Here is a 20,379-nt window from a genome sequence, read left to right as displayed (position 1 = left end):
TATTAGTTTTTTAGTTGAAACGTTTTTGTGTCTTTAAATGGTTTTAAATCAACTTGTTCCATTTCTGTACGATACGTTTTCCATTCTTTGTTGAAAAATGCATTTGTTTTGTCTAACGCTTCTTTTAATGCAACTTCCGCATGGTCCATTAATTGTTTTTCAGTATTTGTTAATCCGTTTTGACGCGTTCTTGCATATCTATTAGCCAAGCCAATTCGTTGCATAACATTTACTGCCGGATTACGTGTAATTCCTTGACGCTTATCAACTTTTCCTAAATACATAGCTACAACGGCATCAATCTTTTTTACAATAGATTTTGATTTTTTAATAGCATCTTTATGTTTTTTCTTGTCTAATTTCCCAAGAACTTTTTGATATTCTTTGGCAATATTTTTACTTTCAACTAATTGTTTTACAGCGTCAGCAGCATTTTGCGTCATGCCTTCAATTTTCTTTCCTGCTGCGTATGTTTCGTTAATGTTTTGTTGAGAAACTTGTAATCGTGGATCGCTTTCAACCTTAATTGATGTTTCAGCAATTTGATCTCCATAGGTTAACTTTAGTTGATATGTTCCTGGTTTTACGTCCATTCCTCCGCGTTCACGTGTACGTTTACGGATAGTTCTTGATGGTCTGTCAACACCTTTTTCGTCCATTCCCCAAAACACTCTATGAATTCCATTTTCTTTTGGAACCTTGTTTTTTAAGGTGCGAATCAATTTTCCATTGTTATATACTTGAAGTGTCAATGAATCCCATTTTACTTTTTTTTCGTCATTTTCTTTTGTATCATCTTCATCTTTCTTATCCTTTTTAGCAGGTTTTGGTATGTCTTTCTTCTTAATGTAATACGAAATCATTGCGCCACCTCTTTTATTTTCTCCATGATAAATAGCATCAGCTCCAAAACGACTTCCTGTTGGTTGTTGATATGCCGCTTGATACGCCGTTGGTGGTTCAAATAATTCTATATTTTTAGCAAGAATACTTTTGTCTTTCGCGATAGCGCGTAATGGACGAATATCGTCTAAAACCCATGCAGCTCTACCAAATGTTCCAATCACTAAATCGTGTTCACGTGGTTGAATCACTAAATCCTTTGTAGAAACTGTTGGAAATCCTGAAGTCCATTTTTGCCATTTGTTTCCAGCGTCAAGCGAAATGTATAAACCATCATCTGTTCCTAAGAATACTAAGTTTTTATTTTCTGGATCTTCAACAATTGATAAGGTATAGCTTTTTACATCAGAAGCATCTACAATACGCTCCCACGTTTTACCATAATTAGTAGTTCTGTAAGCATATGGCTCGTAATTGAATCGTCTGTAATCATTCGCGATAAGCAATGCTTCACCTTGCTTTTTATTAGAAGCTTTCACTTGCGTAATCCAGCTTCCAGCAGGCAAACCTTTTAATCCTTTGGTAACTTCAGTCCATTCCTGTCCACCATTTCTAGTAATATGAACACGTCCGTCATCAGTTGCTGCCCATAACATATCGCGCTCAAGCGGAGAAGGTTCAATCACTAAAACCGTACAATGATTTTCAGCTCCAGTTGCATCCATCGTTAATCCGCCACTTTCAGCTTGCTTTAATTTCTCAGGATTATTTGTAGATAAATCATCTGAAATCACAGTCCACGTTAAACCTTTGTCTGTGCTTTTGTGTACAAATTGACTACCAAAATAAAGCGTACTATTATTAAAAGGATCAATATTGATTGCTGAATTCCAGTTGAAACGAAGTTTTACTTTTGCATCTGGATGTGTTGGTTTTACGGTGTAATTATTTCCAGTCATCCAATCATAACGTGATACAAAACCTTGTTGACTCATAGACCAACCGTAACGAGAATCATCTTTGTCTGGTACAACATCAAATCCGTCTCCAAAAGAAATCTCTTGCCAATATGAGTTGCGAATTCCTTGCGCACGCCATACATAAGCTGGTCCACGCCAAGAACCATTGTCTTGCATTCCACCATATACATTATATGGAAATTCGTTGTCTACATTGATATGATAAAATTGCGCTACAGGAAGATTTCCGATAAAACGCCATGTTTGTCCACGATCTTTTGTGATGTTCATTCCTCCATCATTTCCATCAATCATGAATTTTCCGTTTGTCGGATGAATCCACCATGCATGATGATCAGGATGTACACCATTGTCAACACCATATGCAGGCATTAATTGTCTAAAGTTTTTTCCACCATCATCAGAAACATTCACATATGTAAAAATTGTATACAATCTGTTTTCGTTTTGCGGGTCTACATAGATTTCAGAATAGTAAAATGGACGATTCCCAATACCAGGTTTATCGCTGACTTTTGACCATTTAAATCCGCCATCTGTACTTTTGTACAAAGCATTCTTTTTTGCTTCAATTAATGCGTAAATAATATTTGGACTGCTTGGCGCGATGGCAACTCCGATTCTTCCTAAGTTTCCTTTTGGTAAGCCTTCTTTATCCGTTAGTTTCTTCCATGTTTTTCCTCCATCATGTGTAATGTGTAAACCAGAACCTTCACCACCAGACTTGAAAAACCAAGGATCACGTTTGTGTTCCCACATGGCTGCGATTAGCTTGTTAGGATTTGTTGGATCCATTACTAAATCAGCGGCTCCAGTTTTGTTATTTGCGAATAGAATTTGTTTCCAAGTTTCGCCACCATCAGTTGTTTTGTATACTCCTCGTTCTGGATGTTCTCCCCAAGGTGAACCAATTGCGGCAACATACACGATATCAGGATTTGTAGGATCAATAATCACACGGTGAATATGACGCGTTTTCTCTAATCCCATCAATTTCCAGTTTTTTCCACCATCTAAAGATTTGTAGATTCCGTAACCGCCATTTAAACTGTTTCTTGGATTTCCTTCTCCAGTTCCTACCCAAATAACGCTTGGGTTTGATTGTTGAATGGCAACTGCTCCGACTGAAGCTGTTACTTCTTTGTCGAACATTGGTTTCCATTTGATGCCGCCAGATGTAGATTTCCACAATCCACCAGAAGCTGTCCCAACATACATTACATCAGGATCGTTGTTAACAACGTCAATAGCTGTAACACGTCCGCTCATTCCGCCAGGACCAATATTACGTGGTTTCATATTTTTCACTGTTTCCATGGAAAACTCTTGTGCAGAGACGCCAATAGTGGAAAAGGCGAGTAGTAGTAGGATTAGTTTTTTCATTTTTTTTGGTTGATTTTGGTTTTTATTAGTTTTTTGGTTGATGGTTTGTTATTTAGATTCGCTTGCGATCTTTGATTGTTAGAACGCTTTGTTTCTAGATAACTTTGTTCTTAGATTTTTATCTGTTGTTTGTCAATTCGTGGGTTCTTGAGAAACTTACTAATACCTATTGCCCAAGACCTAATGCCTTTATTATTTACAATTCCAAAGTACTTCTCGATACAATTTTTCTTCATTTCATTTTGAAAAATCACTCGAAGTGACGTTTGGATTTATTTAGTGTGTTTAGTAATTCTAACCGTCAGTTCGAGTGCTAAATCTATGATTTAGTGTATCGAGAACAGTTACGATTTCTTAACACTTTTACATTTAAAATTTATAATTCAATATTTATAATTTTACTGATGTCCTAAATGGCAACCACAACCTGGGCGAGAGAAACTGTTTGATTCTTCATGCCAAGGAAATGCTGCATTGTATTTGCTGTTTTCCCAATAGAATTGTGTGCGTTTTTTTGATTCGTTTCCGATTTCGTTCATCGTTTCTGTATCATACAAACGACCATTAATCATTGTATGCGTAATGCTTTCAGTATTTCTAATGTTGTCTAATGGATTTTTATCCATAATGATTAAATCGGCAAGTTTTCCAACTTTTAGAGAACCAATGTCGTTTCCTGCGCCAATGTATTCCGCAGGATTAATTGTAGCTGTTTTTAGCGCTTCCATTGGTGACATTCCACCTTGTTCCATCATCCATAATTCCCAATGTGCGCCAAGTCCTTGCAATTGTCCGTGTGCGCCTAAGTTTACTTTTACACCTTTGTCAGCTAGTGCTTTTACCGTTTCGGATGTTAGGATATGTCCATTTTTATATTCTTCTTCTGGCAACATTGTACGATGTCTTGAACGTGCATCAATGATTCCTCTTGGTGTGTATTTTAAAAGCTTTTCGTTTTCCCAAACATTCGTTTTTTGATACCAATAGTATTCACCATTTACACCTGCATAATTTACAATTAACGTTGGCGTATAACCAGTTTTACTAGTTCCCCATAATTCTAGTACATCTTTGTATACAGGCGCAACAGGAATGTTGTGTTCAACTCCTGTATGTCCATCCATAATCATGGTCATGTTGTGATAAAATGTTGATCCACCTTCTGGAACTACAAAAATTCCTTCTTCACGTGCCGCTTGTAATATTTGTTGGCGTTGTTCGCGTCGTGGCTGATTGTAGCTTTTTACAGATAGTGCGCCAAATGCTTTTGTACGTCTGATTGATGAACGTGCATCTTCCAGATTGTTTACAACCGCTTTAAAATCACCATCAGCTCCATATAATATAAAACCAGTAGAGTAGAGTCGTGGTCCAACTAATGTTCCGTTTTTCACCAATTCAGATAAGGCAAAAACCGTTTCTGTATTTGCAGATGGATCATGTGCCGTTGTTACTCCAAACGCTAAATTTGCATAGAACTGCCAATGTTTTTGAGTTGTGAGTCCATAACGAAAAGCACCAATATGTGCATGAGCATCAACGATTCCTGGCATGATTGTTTTACCTGTCATGTCGTATGTTTTTGTTCCGCTTGGAACTCTTACATCACTTGCATTTCCAATTGCCTCAATACGATTGTCTTTTACGAGAATTGTACCTTTTTCAATCACTTCTTCATTATCCATTGTGATGATTCGGGCGTTTAAGAATGCAATTCGACCAGAAGGTTTGTCTGTTTTTTGTGTGAGATTAATTTTGATTCCTTTGGTAGTGAGTTCAGGTGTTTTTTCTGGAGAACCGTCTAAAAAGGTAAATCTATCTTTGATTTCATTTGAGAAATATTCATCTCCTAATGTCCATAATACTTTTTTACTATCAGGTGACCAATGTAAATTTACACCAGCATCTTTTGCAATTTGTGCTACAGGAAATGCTTTTGTTTTATTGTCTAAATTTACTTTTTGACCAGTTACAATCATTGGTGCAACATAGGCTTTGTGTAATTGTGAAAAGGCAATCCATTTATTGTCTGGACTTGGAACCATTCTGTTTGCATACTTTGATGTAAAGTGTGTGCGTTTGTCGCTTCCTTGAAGATTCACACTGTGTAATGACTTTGTTAAGTTTCCAAAGTATGTTCCTCCAGTTTGAATAAAGATACGTTTTCCATCAGCTGAAAAGATAGGATATTCACCATCTTTGGTAACAAAATGTGTTTCACTTCCGAAAGCTGTCATTGTGTAGATTCCCGCTTTTTTAGCAAATGTAAATCCTTGATCACTGTTTCCGCGTTCTTTTCTGTATACGATATGTTTTCCATCAGGTGAGAATGAAGGCGTTCGGAAACTTCCTTTTTCAGAAGTTAGTTGTGAAGAATTTCCACCGTTTATTGATATTTTTCGGACTGAACCTAATTTGAGGTCATTCCATGTAACGTATACAATTTCTTTCCCGTTAGGAGAAAAACTAGGTTCCGATTCAAAATCAGTTCCTGTTGTCAATCGTTTAGGTGTTCCATTAGGTAAGTTTTTCTTCCATAAATAACCAACAGCATTAAATACCAACGTTTTTCCATCTGGAGATGTCACTGCTTGACGAATTACTTTCGCATTAAATTCATTTGGAGCAACAGGCGTATCAAACGAAACTGCTTCTGCAATTTGAATATTTGCGTTTACTTTGAACGGAATGTTTGTCACGCTAAGTGAACTGATATTAATTTTATTAATTTTTCCAGCTGCCCAAAATACAATTTCGTTATTGTTTGGCATCCAGCTAAAGTTTGGATAGACACCAAATATTGCCCAAGCTTCTTGCTGATCTTTGTTTAAAGCATCATATATAGGCCATTCTTCACCAGTTATGAGATCATGTAGATATAAAACAGATTTTGTACGAACTCTTTTGATGAATGCTAGTTTTTTTCCATCTCTGGAGATTTGAGGACGTGAAGCACCACCTGGTCCACCAGTTACTTGTGTTGTTTTTCCAGTTTGAAAATCATAACGTTTGATAACATAAATTTGCTTGTTTGGATCTTTGTTGTACTGAAAAAATCCACCAGGATATACATCTTCACTGTAGTATAAATAACGACCATCTGGAGAAACAGAAGGTTCGTTAACGTCTTGCTGCGAATTTTTCTTTTTAGTTAATTGTAAACCAGAACCACCAGTTATGTGATATTGCCACATTTCTCCTGCGCCAAGCGATCTTCCTGATGTAAAATGTTTTCGAGCAACAAATGAATTTCCATCAGGCATCCAAGTTGAATTGTTTAAAAGTCGGAAGCTTTCTTTTGTAATTTGTTTTGCATCTGAACCATTAGAGTTCATCACCCAAATGTTATCACCGCCACCTGCATCACTTGTAAACAATATTTTAGAACCATCAGGACTGAAATGCGGTTGTACTTCAAATGGAATTCCTGAACGTAATACAGTTGCATTTCCGCCAGAAATTGGAAGACTATATATATCACCCAGCATGTCAAATACGATGGTTTTTCCATCAGGACTAACATCCAGATTCATCCATGTACCTTCCGTTGTTGTAAATTTATGATCTTTGTAATTGAAATCTCCTTTAGGATTTGAAACATCCCATTTGTCAGTTTTTGATTTTTCTTGCGCAAGCGAAAAACATACAAAAAAGAGTCCAAGAAGGACAGAAAGATTGGCTTTTAACATTTGGTTATTGGTTTAGGCTTCTAAAATAGCCAATCTTGTGTTAATATTTCTTAAAAGAGTGTTAAGGTGTTTTGTTGAAATCTTAAATATTTAGTGTGAATGAGTTATTGTAACGGAATCGTTTTGAATTGTTAGGAATAGCTTTACTTATTGTGCGATTTTAGAAGTCTTTTTATTTAGTTTCCAAAACCAATAGCTTATATAAGCAAAACCAAAAACACTTGGCATTAGCCAGCCAGCGATTCCTGGAATGAATTGATTTACTACAATAAACGCTGTGACTGCCGAAATGTAACCGCCGAGCATTTTTCCAATATGAAGTTTTAACCAACCTTTTCGTAGTTTTTTAGTGTTTTTGAATAATAGAAAATCTCGTATTGAAAATACAATTCCGATAGTTCCGAAAACAGTTAAGACAATGTTGAGTTTTCCGCTAATTAGTAATGGATAACCGATCATGACAATTCCTGTAAGTAGCATAAAACCAGCAATTATTTTATCTAGCGTAAGCGAAGGGTTTGGTTTTTTGAATCGTAATGCACGATATCCTGTGATGATAAAATACGAGCTAAATAATCCGATTGTGAATAGAAATGGACTTTCATGTTTTGGTAATACAGCAATTACCAACGCTGATATCGCCGAAAATAACATTGTGTAATAAAATACAATTCCAGATTTTTTATGGTAGTTTCCGCCTTTTTTGGTAATAATGGCTATGAATCCAGCGATGAAAGCAATTCCACCAAATGTTGCATGTATGTAAATGAGATAAGTTGCAAATGTGTCCATTGAGTTATTTTTTATCAAATGTCCACTATTTGGAATCACATATTAATTTTTTATGACTGAGTTGTAGTATTTGATTGCTGAATTGTGTTTTCTGTCAAGCAATAAACTAAAATTTATTTTGGGTAATTTGCTCCTAACCAAATCATAAAGCCTACTGAAAGTAGTAATGATAAAATTGAACCATAGAATAGTCCCCAACCTATTTTTTTTAAATGATTTTTTGCATAGAATTTTAATAAGATTCCACTAACTAAACTGATACTATAAATTGTAATTATTAGACTCAAATTATCCAATAATTTAAAAGTTACTAATACTGAAATGTGAATCAATAAAGTTAGTGCAAGCGATATTTTAGCTATGTGAGTCATTATAAATCTTATAATAATCAATAAAAATTTCATTCGTTATGATTCCTTTTGTCAATACCTTAAACTACTAGTTTTCTAATTAAAACCAAAATCATTGTAAGTGTTTTTATGCTATTCTTATTTGCTGAGTATTTGGGTGTTTATACCCTTGAAATTCAACTAGAAAGCGATTATTTTTATATTTAATCAATTTGAGGGATTATGAAAGTAAAATATAAAACATTAGTTAAATGGAGTGTAGCACTTATAATATGCTGCCTTTTCTCGTCTTGTTATAGTGTTCGATTGAAGAATGTATATGGAGATCCAATGCCAGATCCTGTAAGTGATCGAACTGATTATTACAGAATGATGAAAGTCAATGAAATAGATACTGTAATCACTATAAAAGCAACGGATAAAGATTTTACATTATTATTGAAAGATTGTGGCACTAGTGGAATTCATACAGTAGAATATCGAAATACTTTTGGAGGTGTTCTGTTGAGTGCTGTAACACTTGGTCGTAAAAGACGTGTGCGCGTAAAATATGTATGTATGAAACCTAATTTTTAAGAATTATGGCAAAGACAACACCTTACACAAAAAGTACTTGGGATACGCTACATAATAATGGTCCTTTTCCGTTGAAAACTTTATATGTAACCGAATTGGAAGGCTCTGCAAATATGTTTTCAAAATATGATCGTTATAATGATGCAGCGATAGAAATTCAACGACTTATTAGAGAAGCTGCGGATAGAAATGAAGGTTTCAGAGCTTATGGTTCTAGTTGGTCATTATCGCATATTGCACATCAAAAAGACAATATGCATTACAATGGTTTTATGAGTATTCATATTCCAATTCCACAAGAATTGACACATGAAAATACGGCGTATGCTAATGAAAATTTATTCTTTTTTCAATGCGGAAATACCATCAAAAGAATTTCTGAAGTATTAGGTTCGCATGGGAAATCGTTAAAAACGAGTGGAGCTAGTAACGGACAAACTATTGCAGGTTGTATGTCTACAGGCGTACATGGTTCGGCTTTAAATGTTGGTTCTGTACAAGATTATGTAGTTGGAATCAATTTAGTAGTAGGCGATAAGCCAACAGATATAGTATATTTAGAACGACACACGAAACCTGCTTTGAATGATGGTTTTGCTAAAAAGATAAATGCTAAAGTAATCAGAAATGATCATTTATTTAATGCAGCTTTGGTAGGATTGGGCGCTTTTGGATTTATACATGGCGTTGTGATTGAAGCTGAAGATCGTTTTCTGTTGAAACGCTATGTAAAGAAGATAAAAAAAGAGACTGCGTTGGAATTAGCGGATACGATGGATTTTGAAAATGCTGCTTTTAAAATTGATGGAGAAGTAGATGAACATGGAAAACCCAATCGCCCATATCATTATAAAGTTTTTATCAATCCATATACAAATGAAAGTGAATACGTGGTCGAGATTATGTATAAAAAACCATATGCAATTCCATATCCCGATCCATTTCCCGTGATTAAAACATCATTATATAAAGATCTAATTTATTTATTGATAAAAGTATCTGAAAAGTTTCCGAAAAGTATTCCGTGGTTTATTAAAAAATTACGAAAAACAATTCTTCCTACGGTAAATGAAGAGACCTTAGGAACTTTGTATGAAACGTTTTGGGACGCACCATATCAAGGTCCAGCGTTTGCATGTTCGGTAGGAATTCATCACAAAGATTCATCAAAAGCGTATAAGGTTTTAGAAAAAATGACGCAAAAGGAAGGTCCGATTCCAGGAATTTTTGCAATGCGATTCGTAAAGCAGACTGAAGCAACATTAGGTTTTACAAAATTTCCAATTACGTGTATGTTAGAGATCGATGGTGTATTGTGGGAAAAAACAAGAAAGCTAATGAGTTTAACAGAATATTCAAAACGTATGATAGAAGTATTGCAAGAAAATGATATTCCGTTTACGATTCATTGGGGAAAGAATTCCGATTGGAAGTTTCCTAATTTGGTAACTGATATGTTTGGTGAAAATGTTGTTGAATGGAAAAAATATCGAAATGGATTATTATCTACGGAAATGCAACAAGTATTCTCAAATAGTTTCTTACAAGATATAAATTTACATACGCCAAATGATACGAATGATGATGATCTGATAGTTTCATTATAGAAGAAAAAATATCATATAAATAAAAAAAACCGAAGATATTTTTCATCCTTCGGTTTTTTATTTCAGTGTAAATTATCTCTTAAGTGTAAAATGATTGATAAATTCTTTTGGAGTTCCATCAAATGGATCTACATATTCGACTCTAAACCAATAATCAGCTGATGGCATAATGTTTCCATTAAAAGTTCCATCCCATCCTGGTCCAGCAGGACTAATCTGTTTTAAGAGCTTTCCATACCTGTCAAAGATATAAATTTTCGCCGCAGGTTGGTTCTGCAGTCCAATGATATTCCATGTTGGATTGTACTCATCACCATTTGGTGTAAAGAACTGCATAAAGTCTATCAATCCAAAGGTCTTAACAATCTCTCCACATCCATTGGTATCTCTTACCGTAATAGTATGCTGTCCTGATTGCAGGTCTGTGAATATTCCATCAGTTTGCCAAGCTCCATCATCTAATTGATACTCATAACTGCCTGAACCACCTGATGCGGTAGCCGTTACATTATGTGTATCTGCAAAGGCAGGTGTATTCACTGCAATGTCTACCGCAGCTGCATCAGTAGCTGTTTGATAGTACACCACTTCCATATCAGTTTGTCCATTAATAATGGTAGCATCCAAACTGGTAAGATCAAAGGTAGCCGTATCTTGATCGCTCTGATCATCAGCACATTCTTCATAAGTATTAGGAAGTGTTGCCGTTGGGATTGGTTCTACACTCAGCTCTAAACTAGCAATGTTATTAATGTTAACACACTCGGTAACGGTATTCTCCACACGGATAAAGACCGTTTGTGGATCCGTTGTATTCTCAAAGCCATTGACTAAGGCTGCTGTTCCTGCTAAGGCATCTGCCACAGTAGGATGATAAGTCACAGTAAAGTCTGCTATATCCTGTGGAGCTGTTAGTAAGTTTAATGAAGCAGTCACTACATCCCAATCAAACTGTCCTACATCATCAGCGTCATACTCACAAAACACATAGGTAAAGGCTGTATCTGTTAAGGCTGGTAATGGATGTACAATTACAGGTAACTCTACAATGGTATAACAAGGCAGCATATTACTATCAATTTGAAGATCACTCTCCACTCTAACATAGATGATCACCTGTCCGTTAGTGGCAGTTGCCATATCTATGGTATGCATCGTTGGATCAACAATGGCATTGGCATCATCGATGGCATCCATCTGATTGATATGATAGCTTACTGTAACATTATTCTCGTTATCTACAATCTCAGCCTCTGATAGAGTAAGATCAAATACCAAAATCCCATCAACATCATCATCACACTGAGTTAATGGCTCAGGCATGGTGTTAGGAGTTGGTACTGGAAGTACTCGAAGTGTCATAGTGATATCAGTAGTACATCCTGCACTATTGGTTGCTCTGATGCTGATTGTTTGTGGATTGTCTATATTTTGATACGCTGATGGGTCTGTTATTGGCGTGTCACTGGCTAGATCTGCTGCATTAGCATAGTAAGTCAAGGTTAAACTAGTATCTCCGCCTGTGATCTCTAAGTATTTATCGGTTAGATCAAAAGTAGTAAGCTCATCACTGGTATCTCCACTTAACTCATCATCACAGAGTTGAAATTGAGTAGGTTGTACCAGTACTGGCGGTCCAACCACAATAATATCAAAACTACCAATGGCAAAACATTCGGTAGTGTTGTGTTCTAAACGTACCCAGATTGTTTGCTGATTGGCTACAATGTTGGTATAGTTTGTAAGATTCACAATAGGATTAACATCATCTTCTGCGTCCATTTCACTCTCGTGATAACTAAGGGTGAAGTCTCCTGGGGTTTGTGTTCCATAGATCTCTGTCTGTGTCTGAGTAAGATCAAACATATCAAAGCCATCCAAACTTGATGCATCATCACACTCTTCTAAATCTGTAATCACTAGTGGTAATACTGGAATTGGTGTAACTGTTAATAATAGTGGTGTAACAGTAAAACATCCTGTCACAGTATTGGTTGCCAAGACATAGATTGTTTGACTATCCATCATAATGTTGGTATATGGAGAGGCAAGTGGAAATAGATTCATCTGTGCATTTTCTAGTGTCTCATGGAAACTATAATCTACATCAGGCTCATTGTTGATAATATCATTTACCAGATCATTTAAATCAAATAATTGGAATCCATCATTGTCCTCATCACAAATGTCAGCTGTAAGCGTACCATTTGGATCAAGAGTTGGACTCGGAAGTGGATTGACTCTAATATCAAAGGTAATCGTATTTTCACATGTTGTGGTATCATTGGTGGCTCTTACAAAGATGGTTTGCACACCAATCTCTGTATTGCTATACATCGTTGGATCCGCAATAGGAGTATCACTAGCTAGATCCGCTGCATTGGCATAATAATCAAGACTAATTCCTGGCGCGCTGTTAAGTAAGTCTTCTGCCAAAGACGTTAGATCAAACACTTCAATCCCATCATTAAGGCTAACGGCATCACATGCTTCTAAACCTGGCAATTGTACAAGTGTTGGCAATTCATTGACAACAAGGGTTAAATTAGTCACTGTAAAACAGCCTGTGGCTAAATCCTCCACACGTACCCAAATCACTTGTGGACTTGGTGGTATGTTGCTATAAGCGTTTGCATTGTTGATCTGTCCTACACCAGTACCATTAGCGGCATTGACCTGTGTGTTATAATAAGAAATATCATGAGTTAATGGATCTTCTCCATTTAGAATGTCTGGTTCACTTTGAGTAAGATCAAACTGTGCAATCTCATCGGTATCGGTATCACACTCAGCAAGAATTGTTGCATCCATCGCAGCGATCTCAGGTGAATCATGAACAATAAGATCAAGCGATACTACATTGAAACATCCCGTAAGGATATTCTCCACACGGACATAAATTGTTTGAGTATAGGCATTGATATTGGTATAGTTATCCGCTAAAACATTCACATTGTTATCAGCATCTTCTGGAGTTTCGTGATAAGTTACTGTTACTTGTCCTGGAATTACACCACCTGTAATTTGACTCTCAGTACTTCTGATATCAAAAATACCAAAACCATCATTGTCTGTATCACAGTATTCTAATGGTGTTGCAGGGAAAACAGTTGGTGATTCACTGACAACGATATTAAAATTAGTAATACTAAAACATCCTGTAGTTCCATTTTGAACACGAACAAAAATAGTTTGTGGATTGCTGATGTTTGTATATGGAGAGGCAAGTGGGTTTGTGTTTGTTTGTGCATCTACTAAATTGAGATAGTATTGTACAGATACACCAGTTTGTGTTCCGATGATTTGTGCACTTTGTGAATTTAGATCACTAGGAGCAATCCCGTCAAAAGGCTGATCACATACAATTAAATCATCAGGCATGTTGGCGATTGGATTCTCATTGATGATCAGATCAAAACTCATGGCTGTATTGATACATCCTGTCACGGTATTTATGGCGCGCACAAAAATTGTTCTAGGAAAAGAAGTGTATGGACCTGTAATAGGCGCTGTATCAGCTTGTGCATCAGCAAGTGATTCGTGATACGAAACGTCAATATTGGCTTGACCATCGATTACTTCGGTATCTTTAATGGTTAAATCAAAAGTAAATTGATTGGCATCATCACTACAGACGATATAGTCTGTAATTGTATTTTGAGTTGGTAATGGATTTACTGTAAGTGATATATGTTCTCCAAGTCCCAGACATGCATTATCCACATCACTATCGACACGCACAACAATGTTCTGTAAGTTTGGTGATGCATCATTTCTGTGATTACTGATATCTGCAATTGCATTGGTTTCTGCTAGTGCATCGGCAAAGTTCTCGTAGTATGTTATGGTAAGTGTTTGTCCAGTGGCAGGAAAGAGTGCATTGATTTGTGCTTGTGCACCACTAAAATCAAAGGTAGCAACTCCATTGGTGTTATCACCATCCACTAGATCATCATCACAGACTTCATAGGCAATTTGAAATGAAGCAGGGATTTGAGTTGTGGCAACAGACAAGTTTACTTCTCCAGTTCTAGGACAGCCATTTACAGTTTCAATACGTACATATAGAGTTACAGCATTTGTACTTGAATAAGCAGTTGGATTAGCAATAGCACTAACACCATCCATGGCATTCATTAGACTGGTATGATAGGTGAAGGTTTCATTTGCAGAGTCAGCAGATAAAAGTGAATTGGCTTCTGTTAGATTAAAATCAGAAACACCATCGGTATCATCATCACATTGACGAAGTTCAACAGGTTGTAAGATTATAGGAAGTGGATTGACCACTACATCAAAGGATGTAGTTTCAAAACAGTTTGGATTGTCATTGTTTTCAATACGCACGAATACTTGATTCCCACCAGCCATTGGGTTGATGTATGCATCAGCAAGTGCGTTCATATTATCATTGGCATCGTTTAGATTTGGATGATATGAGACTGTAAACTGAGTAGGATCTTGTGTACCTAACACCTGCGGATCAATTGTAGTAAGATCAAAAGTTGAAAACTCATTGGTATCATCACCATCAATAGCATCATCACAGAGTTCATAAGTAGCAATAGGATTTGCAGTTGGTTGATCGAACACATCGAAATCAAAAGAAGTAGTAGCAAAACAATCTGTATTGTCATTATTTTCAACACGAATAAAAATTGTTTCCAGCGTATATGCAGCTTGATTGGTGTACATTCCAGCGATTGGATTCATGTTTGTATCCGCATCAGCTTGAGTAGGATGATAAGTGACAGAAAATTGAGTGTCACTTTGAGTCCCTAACGCTAGTGGAGTGAAATCATCCAAATTCAACGTAGAAAAACCATCATTGTCATTATCACAAATCAATTGATCATCAATGACATTGGCAGTTGGAGTACTAAATACTTGAATTGTAAATGATGTAACTCCAGAACATCCTGAACCACTATCTAATCGTGCCCAAATAGTTTCTAGTGTGAATGCATTTTGATTTTGATACATATCCGAAATTGGATTCGTTGGACCTTGCGCATCCATTTCAGATAAATAGAATGTTACTGTAGGACTTGCTGCACCATTCGCGATAAGCGCATTATTTTGAGTTAAATCAAATATTTCGAGACCATCTCCATTTCCATCACAGGCAGTTAAGTTATCTGGAGTTCCAGGATCAATGTTTCCTGAAATTCGTACTTGAAAATCATCTATAGTAAAACAGCCTGTATTGTCATCTTGTATTCGTACAAATATATCTTGTGGCGCACTCGTATTTTGAAATGCTGCTGGATTTTGAATAGGACTGTTAGCAGTTTGCGCATTTCCAAGTGATGTGTAGTAAGAAATACTTATTCCTGTTTGTGTCCCTATAATAACAGGCGTATTTACAGTTAAATCAAAAATAGTAGAATTGTCATTTGGATCGCCAGTTGTATCACATTCTGCTAAATGCAATAATGTTCCTTGCGGCACTGAATCTGGTGCATCATTAAAGGTCGCAGTTCCTGTCCAATCTAAATCAAAACTACTGTTTCCTATTGGTCTATCTATGACAATGAAGAAACGATCTCCAGGATTTACATCTAACCAACGTACAAAACTATTTCCGGCAGCTCCAGGACCTTCTGAGGTATCTGTTTCTGTAGCGTTCATTCCTGTAAGGTTGTTTCCTTGTCCGGCAGCTTGTGGATTCGTCGTAGAACAGCGAATTGCCTGACCAATATTACCACAACTTACATTGGGGCCAAATATAAAAAAATCAAAATCTTCAGTAATGGCAGTACTTGTTGGTGTTAAGGTAAAGCCGAGTGTTCCGCCTGTATTTACGGTAACATCTAACCATATAGAATTGGTTTCTTGACTTCCACATGTATTTGATCCAGAAAGTTCTTGTGTTCCTACGCCGACTACGTCTAAGTCTTCAAAACCTAGATTTCCGCATACAACAATAGCTTCATTACAATCATTTTGGGAATATGCAATACTAGAGAGGAGTAATAGAATAACTATTACTATTGGTAACTTTTTCATGTTTTTCATAATAATTATATGCAAGATATTAATTTGATCAATACGATACCTATAATTCCCATGATTGTTAGCGTGTACTCCTTGATTTCACGTTTTTAGTACACAAATGAATGATTTCTGTAATTCGTTTCTCACGAGTTGCTTCTCGTTTTGCTTGATTTAACCAATATAAATAGCTTTTTCTATAGGAAGGACTGAAGTTTTGATAGTTTTTGTATGCTTTAGGCGAGTTGTTAAAAGCAGTTTGTAAGTCATTAGGAATGATTAAGTTTTCAACATCATCCAATGCTGTCCATGAACCATCTTTGATTGCAGCAATCATTTTGAGTGAACCACTTTCATGCATTTTATTTTCTGCGATGAGCTGTACAATGTAGGTTTTATTGAGTTTACTCCAAACACTTTTTGGTTTACGTGGGCAGAAATATTGTCGCCTGCGTTCGTCATCTAATCTTTTTACGGTACTATCAATCCAACCGAAACACAACGCTTCTTTTACAGCTTCTTCCCAACGCATACTTTCTTTGTCTGAACTTACTTTGTAAAAGATGAGATAAATACCTGTAGAGCTATCATAGTTTTTTTCTAACCATTGACGCCATTCTGTTGTATTTCTAAAGTATAATTCTTCTCTTTCCGTCATGATTATTGAATATTATCTAAAAATGGTTTCATTTGCAAGAGTATAATATCGTCTCTTTTACGAAGTTCTTTTAAAAACCAACCTTTATGTCCAGCACCATATGTAATTAGAATTCGTTTGTTTTGATTGCGATATTTTTCGAGTGCTTTTTCAATATTCCAATAGTGTGCAATATTGATATTGTCCCAACCGCCAAGTCCTAATTCTACATTAAATAACTTATTATAAACCTCTAAACTGATATTGTAAATACTATCATATGTTTTTGTATGAATAAAATATGGATCGTTTTCTTTTCCAATTGCTTTCATGAGTGAATCAGAAATTTTATTTGCTTTTGTATATGCTTTCCAATCTTCAATACGTGTAGAATCTTTACTGATAGCACGCAATTTTTGCTGTCGTTCCATAGCCATTGGTCGTGTCCAGCCAGCTGTTGGAATGATCTCAAAATTCATCGTTTTTGATAATGGAAAAATAACATCTGTATATTCAGGAAAACGCATCACTCTTGGTTCAGAAATACTATCGTCTTTTTTGAAACCTTCTATAGCTGCAGCAAAACGATCGGGTGGAATTTCCGTAAGGATAATATCTGGTTGAATTTCCTGAATAAGCTTAGTCAATTTTTCAATAGAATATTCCTCTTTGGTCAAATGACCACTATGGATTGTACCCAATACTAATACTTCATTTTTGTTTGTTTTCTCGTGTGTACACGAATTAAAACAGCCTAAAATAATTGTCGCAAATAATATTTTAACTATAATTTTCATCAAAATCTATCTAAATGTTTTTGCAGGAAAAGCAATTAAACTTTCATGTCCGTTTTTGCCAACAGTAGCAATTCCAAAATAGTAATTGTCAATCACAATTCCTTTTAATGTAAATTCAGTAACATCACCTACAAATCGTGAATGTTGCCATTGTGGTGCAGTTGTATCACGCCAATAAATTTTATAACCAACTACATTAGAATCTTCAGATTTTTTCCAACGAAATTTTGCGCTTGGTTGTACAATTCCTCCAATTTCAACATCTTTTGGCGGCAATGGTGACCAACCTAAACTTGCTAAGTTGATTGCGTTTACAGCCGTCAATTTTTTTGCGTACGCAAAATTTACACCTTCAATAACATCACCATATTTGATACCGTTTTCTTCGCGAATATCTTGATGCTGACGATTGTAGTTTTCATGAGCTTCCATAATTCGGATTCCTGCAAAACCTAAATCGTTAAAAGGTCTGTGATGTCCACCACGACCAAATCTGTCCAAACGATAAATCATCATTGGGTTCATTTCGGGCATGTATGTTTTTACTTTTTTGTGTATGTAACGTGCTAATTGTCTTGAGATTCCATCAACTTCACCACCATAAAAACGACGAGCTCTGCGTTGACGTTCTATTTCGTTTGCAGGAACAGGTTCAGAGAAAATTCTAAATGAACGATTGTCAATCACACCATCAACGCCTTCAATATTTCCGATCATATCATTGTTTAAAACACCAATAATATCCCAACCTTTATCTTTTGCATATTTTGCTAAACCTTGTCCGCCAAATAATCCTTGTTCTTCACCAGAAAGTCCAACATAAATGATACTATTTTCAAATTTGTAGTTCGATAAAACTCTAGCAGCTTCAATGGTTCCTGCCATTCCTGAAGCATTATCATTAGCACCAGGCGCATCCGTTGTAAAATCCATAGTGTCGCTTGCGCGCGAATCAATATCGCCACTCATAATAACATAACGATTTGGGTATTTTGTTCCTTTTTGAACCGCAACAACATTTACAACCCAAGCATCTTTTGGGACACGACGATTACCTTCTTTCGTAACAAAATCTTTCTGATAGAAAACTTGTAAACAATCATCACAATTGCCAGATATTTTGTCAAACTCTCCTTTTATCCAACGGCGTGCAGCACCAATTCCACGAGTTTCAGAAATGGTGTCACTAAACGTGTTTCGTGTTCCGAAATTAGCGAGTGTTTTAATGTCGTTTTCTATGCGTTCTTCCGAAACTGCATCAATGATATCATACAAGCGTTGATCGGTTTGTGACATCGCGAAAGCAGTAGAAAAGAGTAGGATAGTAGTGATAATGTTTTTCATAAGGATATATTCTTAATGTATGATTTATTTTTTGGTATAGTTGAATGGTATAATAGCTGTTGTACCATCTTTTTGACTAATGGCAACATATACAATCATATTGTTTTCATCTATAGATTCAAATGTCATTCCTTCAAAGATGGCTTTGTTTTTGGTAACTCTAATCAATTGAAAATCAACGGTTTCATCTTTGGTTTCCCAGCCTTTTAAATCGTTACCAAAATGCTTTAGACGTAACAATAAACTATTGTTTACTTCTGAAATGGTTTCAATTTCATAAAAACTTACTTTTCCATCAGAGATTAATTTAAAAGTTGCCATCATAGAGCCACCAGAAGGTTCACTCCAGTTTTCTTCTGTAATTCCGCCAAAGGCTTCACCTTTCCAGTTTCCAGCGATCCAACGAATATTTTCAAGCTTTGGTTCAAGCGCGGTTTCTTGTTCGGCAACAAGTACTAATTTATTGTTTGGTTTGTTTACCGTAATTCGAGTAATGTTATCAAAGTCTTCTTTATCGAATAGTTTCACGATTTTCCATTCCGTATCTTTTTTAGGGTCAAATCGATATAATGCTTTTCCTTTTCCCATCAAAATAGAACCATCAGCTAACCAACACATATCTTCTACATTGGAAACTGTATTCGTAATTTTTTTGGTTTCGAACGTTGTCGTATTTAATGAACGAATTTCCCAAGCATCATTTTGCTTTTTTATATAGCTTACCAAATTTGTATTTGGAATGTTGTGTAACGATCTACCAATATTGGTGTCAACCGTAGGATGTGTGTTTTTTTTGAAATTTGAAACTACTAAGCGATGTGGTTCATCTAACACAAAGGAAACCAGTACATTTCTAGAATTCCATACATGATATCCAATTTTTAAATCACTAAGTAACGGTTTGCTTTTTCCTCTTCGGTATCGGTATAAACGTTGTAATCCTGTTGTATCGAGTCGGATTGCCGAAAAGTCTTTTGTTGTAGGAATGCTTGTGGGCGAATATTCACTTCCTTGTTTGGTGTCCGTTAACCATTTTTTTTTGCCAGTTCCTGTAGTGTAAGCAAGAACATCGGTTTGTTTGTTTCGCGTCGACGCAAATAGAATGGTGTTTTGATATTGAAATGAAGGTTGATTGTCATATCCTTCATTGTTGGAAATGTTTTTTCCGTTGGTGATTGTCAATTGATCTCCATCTGCTTTTAAATCAAATAGATATACTTCGGTATTTGGTTGGCAAAAAACGGCAAGCGGAATCATAACTACTAAAAGTTGTAGTAATCTTTTCATATGTGGTTGTTGGTTTGGTGACTGAAAGTTACACAATTTTGAAAAGATGGGTTGTTAACACATGATTTTTTAACAAAACAAGAAATATGAAGTGTTAAAA

General features: G+C 35.9%; 11 protein-coding genes. 2 read left to right on the top strand and 9 right to left on the bottom strand.

The features are described from left to right. Positions 1-2: 2 nt before the first annotated feature. From ACUUYC_RS23710 to ACUUYC_RS23695, 4 genes are all read right to left on the bottom strand, one after another. On the bottom strand, positions 3-3,206 hold the full coding sequence (locus ACUUYC_RS23710; protein WP_474270004.1) for a WD40/YVTN/BNR-like repeat-containing protein: 3,204 nt from the start codon (positions 3,204-3,206) through the stop codon (positions 3-5). A 398-nt stretch (positions 3,207-3,604) separates the two neighbouring features. Beyond that, the gene (locus ACUUYC_RS23705; protein WP_474270002.1) at positions 3,605-6,895 is read right to left on the bottom strand and encodes an amidohydrolase family protein; all 3,291 of its coding nucleotides are present in this window, start codon (positions 6,893-6,895) and stop codon (positions 3,605-3,607) included. 147 nt (positions 6,896-7,042) lie between these two features. Further along, positions 7,043-7,687: a DUF2306 domain-containing protein gene (locus tag ACUUYC_RS23700; protein ID WP_474270000.1), complete on the bottom strand. Its 645-nt coding sequence runs from the start codon at positions 7,685-7,687 to the stop codon at positions 7,043-7,045. Positions 7,688-7,800: 113 nt separating this feature from the next. Then, positions 7,801-7,974 carry a hypothetical protein gene (locus ACUUYC_RS23695; RefSeq protein ID WP_474269998.1) on the bottom strand — a complete coding sequence of 58 codons (174 nt, stop codon included), beginning with the start codon at positions 7,972-7,974 and terminating at the stop codon, positions 7,801-7,803. Positions 7,975-8,259: 285 nt separating this feature from the next. Between ACUUYC_RS23695 and ACUUYC_RS23690 the strand changes: the two genes are divergently transcribed. Further along, entirely contained in the window at positions 8,260-8,613 is a 354-nt protein-coding gene (locus ACUUYC_RS23690; RefSeq protein WP_474269996.1) for a hypothetical protein, read from the top strand. A 5-nt stretch (positions 8,614-8,618) separates the two neighbouring features. After that, positions 8,619-10,220 (top strand): FAD-linked oxidase, encoded by a 1,602-nt coding sequence (locus tag ACUUYC_RS23685; RefSeq protein ID WP_474269994.1) that lies wholly within the window; start codon positions 8,619-8,621, stop codon positions 10,218-10,220. A gap of 72 nt (positions 10,221-10,292) precedes the next feature. On the opposite strand, the gene ACUUYC_RS23680 is transcribed toward ACUUYC_RS23685, so the two are convergent. The 5 genes from ACUUYC_RS23680 to ACUUYC_RS23660 all read right to left on the bottom strand — a co-directional run bounded on the left by ACUUYC_RS23680 (position 10,293) and on the right by ACUUYC_RS23660 (position 20,279). After that, entirely contained in the window at positions 10,293-16,229 is a 5,937-nt protein-coding gene (locus ACUUYC_RS23680) for a T9SS type B sorting domain-containing protein (RefSeq protein ID WP_474269992.1), read from the bottom strand. Positions 16,230-16,296: 67 nt separating this feature from the next. Further along, positions 16,297-16,872 carry a YdeI/OmpD-associated family protein gene (locus tag ACUUYC_RS23675; protein WP_474269990.1) on the bottom strand — a complete coding sequence of 192 codons (576 nt, stop codon included), beginning with the start codon at positions 16,870-16,872 and terminating at the stop codon, positions 16,297-16,299. Between the two features lie 2 nt (positions 16,873-16,874). Then, a complete protein-coding gene (locus tag ACUUYC_RS23670) occupies positions 16,875-17,648 on the bottom strand; it encodes a hypothetical protein (RefSeq protein WP_474269988.1) in 774 nt (257 codons plus the stop codon). 6 nt (positions 17,649-17,654) lie between these two features. Continuing rightward, a complete protein-coding gene (locus ACUUYC_RS23665; RefSeq protein ID WP_474269986.1) occupies positions 17,655-18,992 on the bottom strand; it encodes a M28 family peptidase in 1,338 nt (445 codons plus the stop codon). Between the two features lie 24 nt (positions 18,993-19,016). After that, the gene (locus ACUUYC_RS23660; RefSeq protein ID WP_474269984.1) at positions 19,017-20,279 is read right to left on the bottom strand and encodes a DUF6265 family protein; all 1,263 of its coding nucleotides are present in this window, start codon (positions 20,277-20,279) and stop codon (positions 19,017-19,019) included. Between the last annotated feature and the right edge of the window lie 100 nt (positions 20,280-20,379).

The sequence above is a fragment of the Kordia sp. E genome (assembly GCF_056033805.1).
This window is presented reverse-complemented; position numbering and strand designations above follow the sequence as displayed.

Coding starts and splice junctions, on each gene's coding strand:
- ACUUYC_RS23710 (WP_474270004.1), bottom strand. CDS start 3,206: ATGAAAAAACTAATCCTACTACTACTCGCCTTTTCCACTATTGGCGTC.
- ACUUYC_RS23705 (WP_474270002.1), bottom strand. CDS start 6,895: ATGTTAAAAGCCAATCTTTCTGTCCTTCTTGGACTCTTTTTTGTATGT.
- ACUUYC_RS23700 (WP_474270000.1), bottom strand. CDS start 7,687: ATGGACACATTTGCAACTTATCTCATTTACATACATGCAACATTTGGT.
- ACUUYC_RS23690 (WP_474269996.1), top strand. CDS start 8,260: ATGAAAGTAAAATATAAAACATTAGTTAAATGGAGTGTAGCACTTATA.
- ACUUYC_RS23685 (WP_474269994.1), top strand. CDS start 8,619: ATGGCAAAGACAACACCTTACACAAAAAGTACTTGGGATACGCTACAT.
- ACUUYC_RS23680 (WP_474269992.1), bottom strand. CDS start 16,229: ATGAAAAAGTTACCAATAGTAATAGTTATTCTATTACTCCTCTCTAGT.
- ACUUYC_RS23675 (WP_474269990.1), bottom strand. CDS start 16,872: ATGACGGAAAGAGAAGAATTATACTTTAGAAATACAACAGAATGGCGT.
- ACUUYC_RS23670 (WP_474269988.1), bottom strand. CDS start 17,648: ATGAAAATTATAGTTAAAATATTATTTGCGACAATTATTTTAGGCTGT.
- ACUUYC_RS23665 (WP_474269986.1), bottom strand. CDS start 18,992: ATGAAAAACATTATCACTACTATCCTACTCTTTTCTACTGCTTTCGCG.
- ACUUYC_RS23660 (WP_474269984.1), bottom strand. CDS start 20,279: ATGAAAAGATTACTACAACTTTTAGTAGTTATGATTCCGCTTGCCGTT.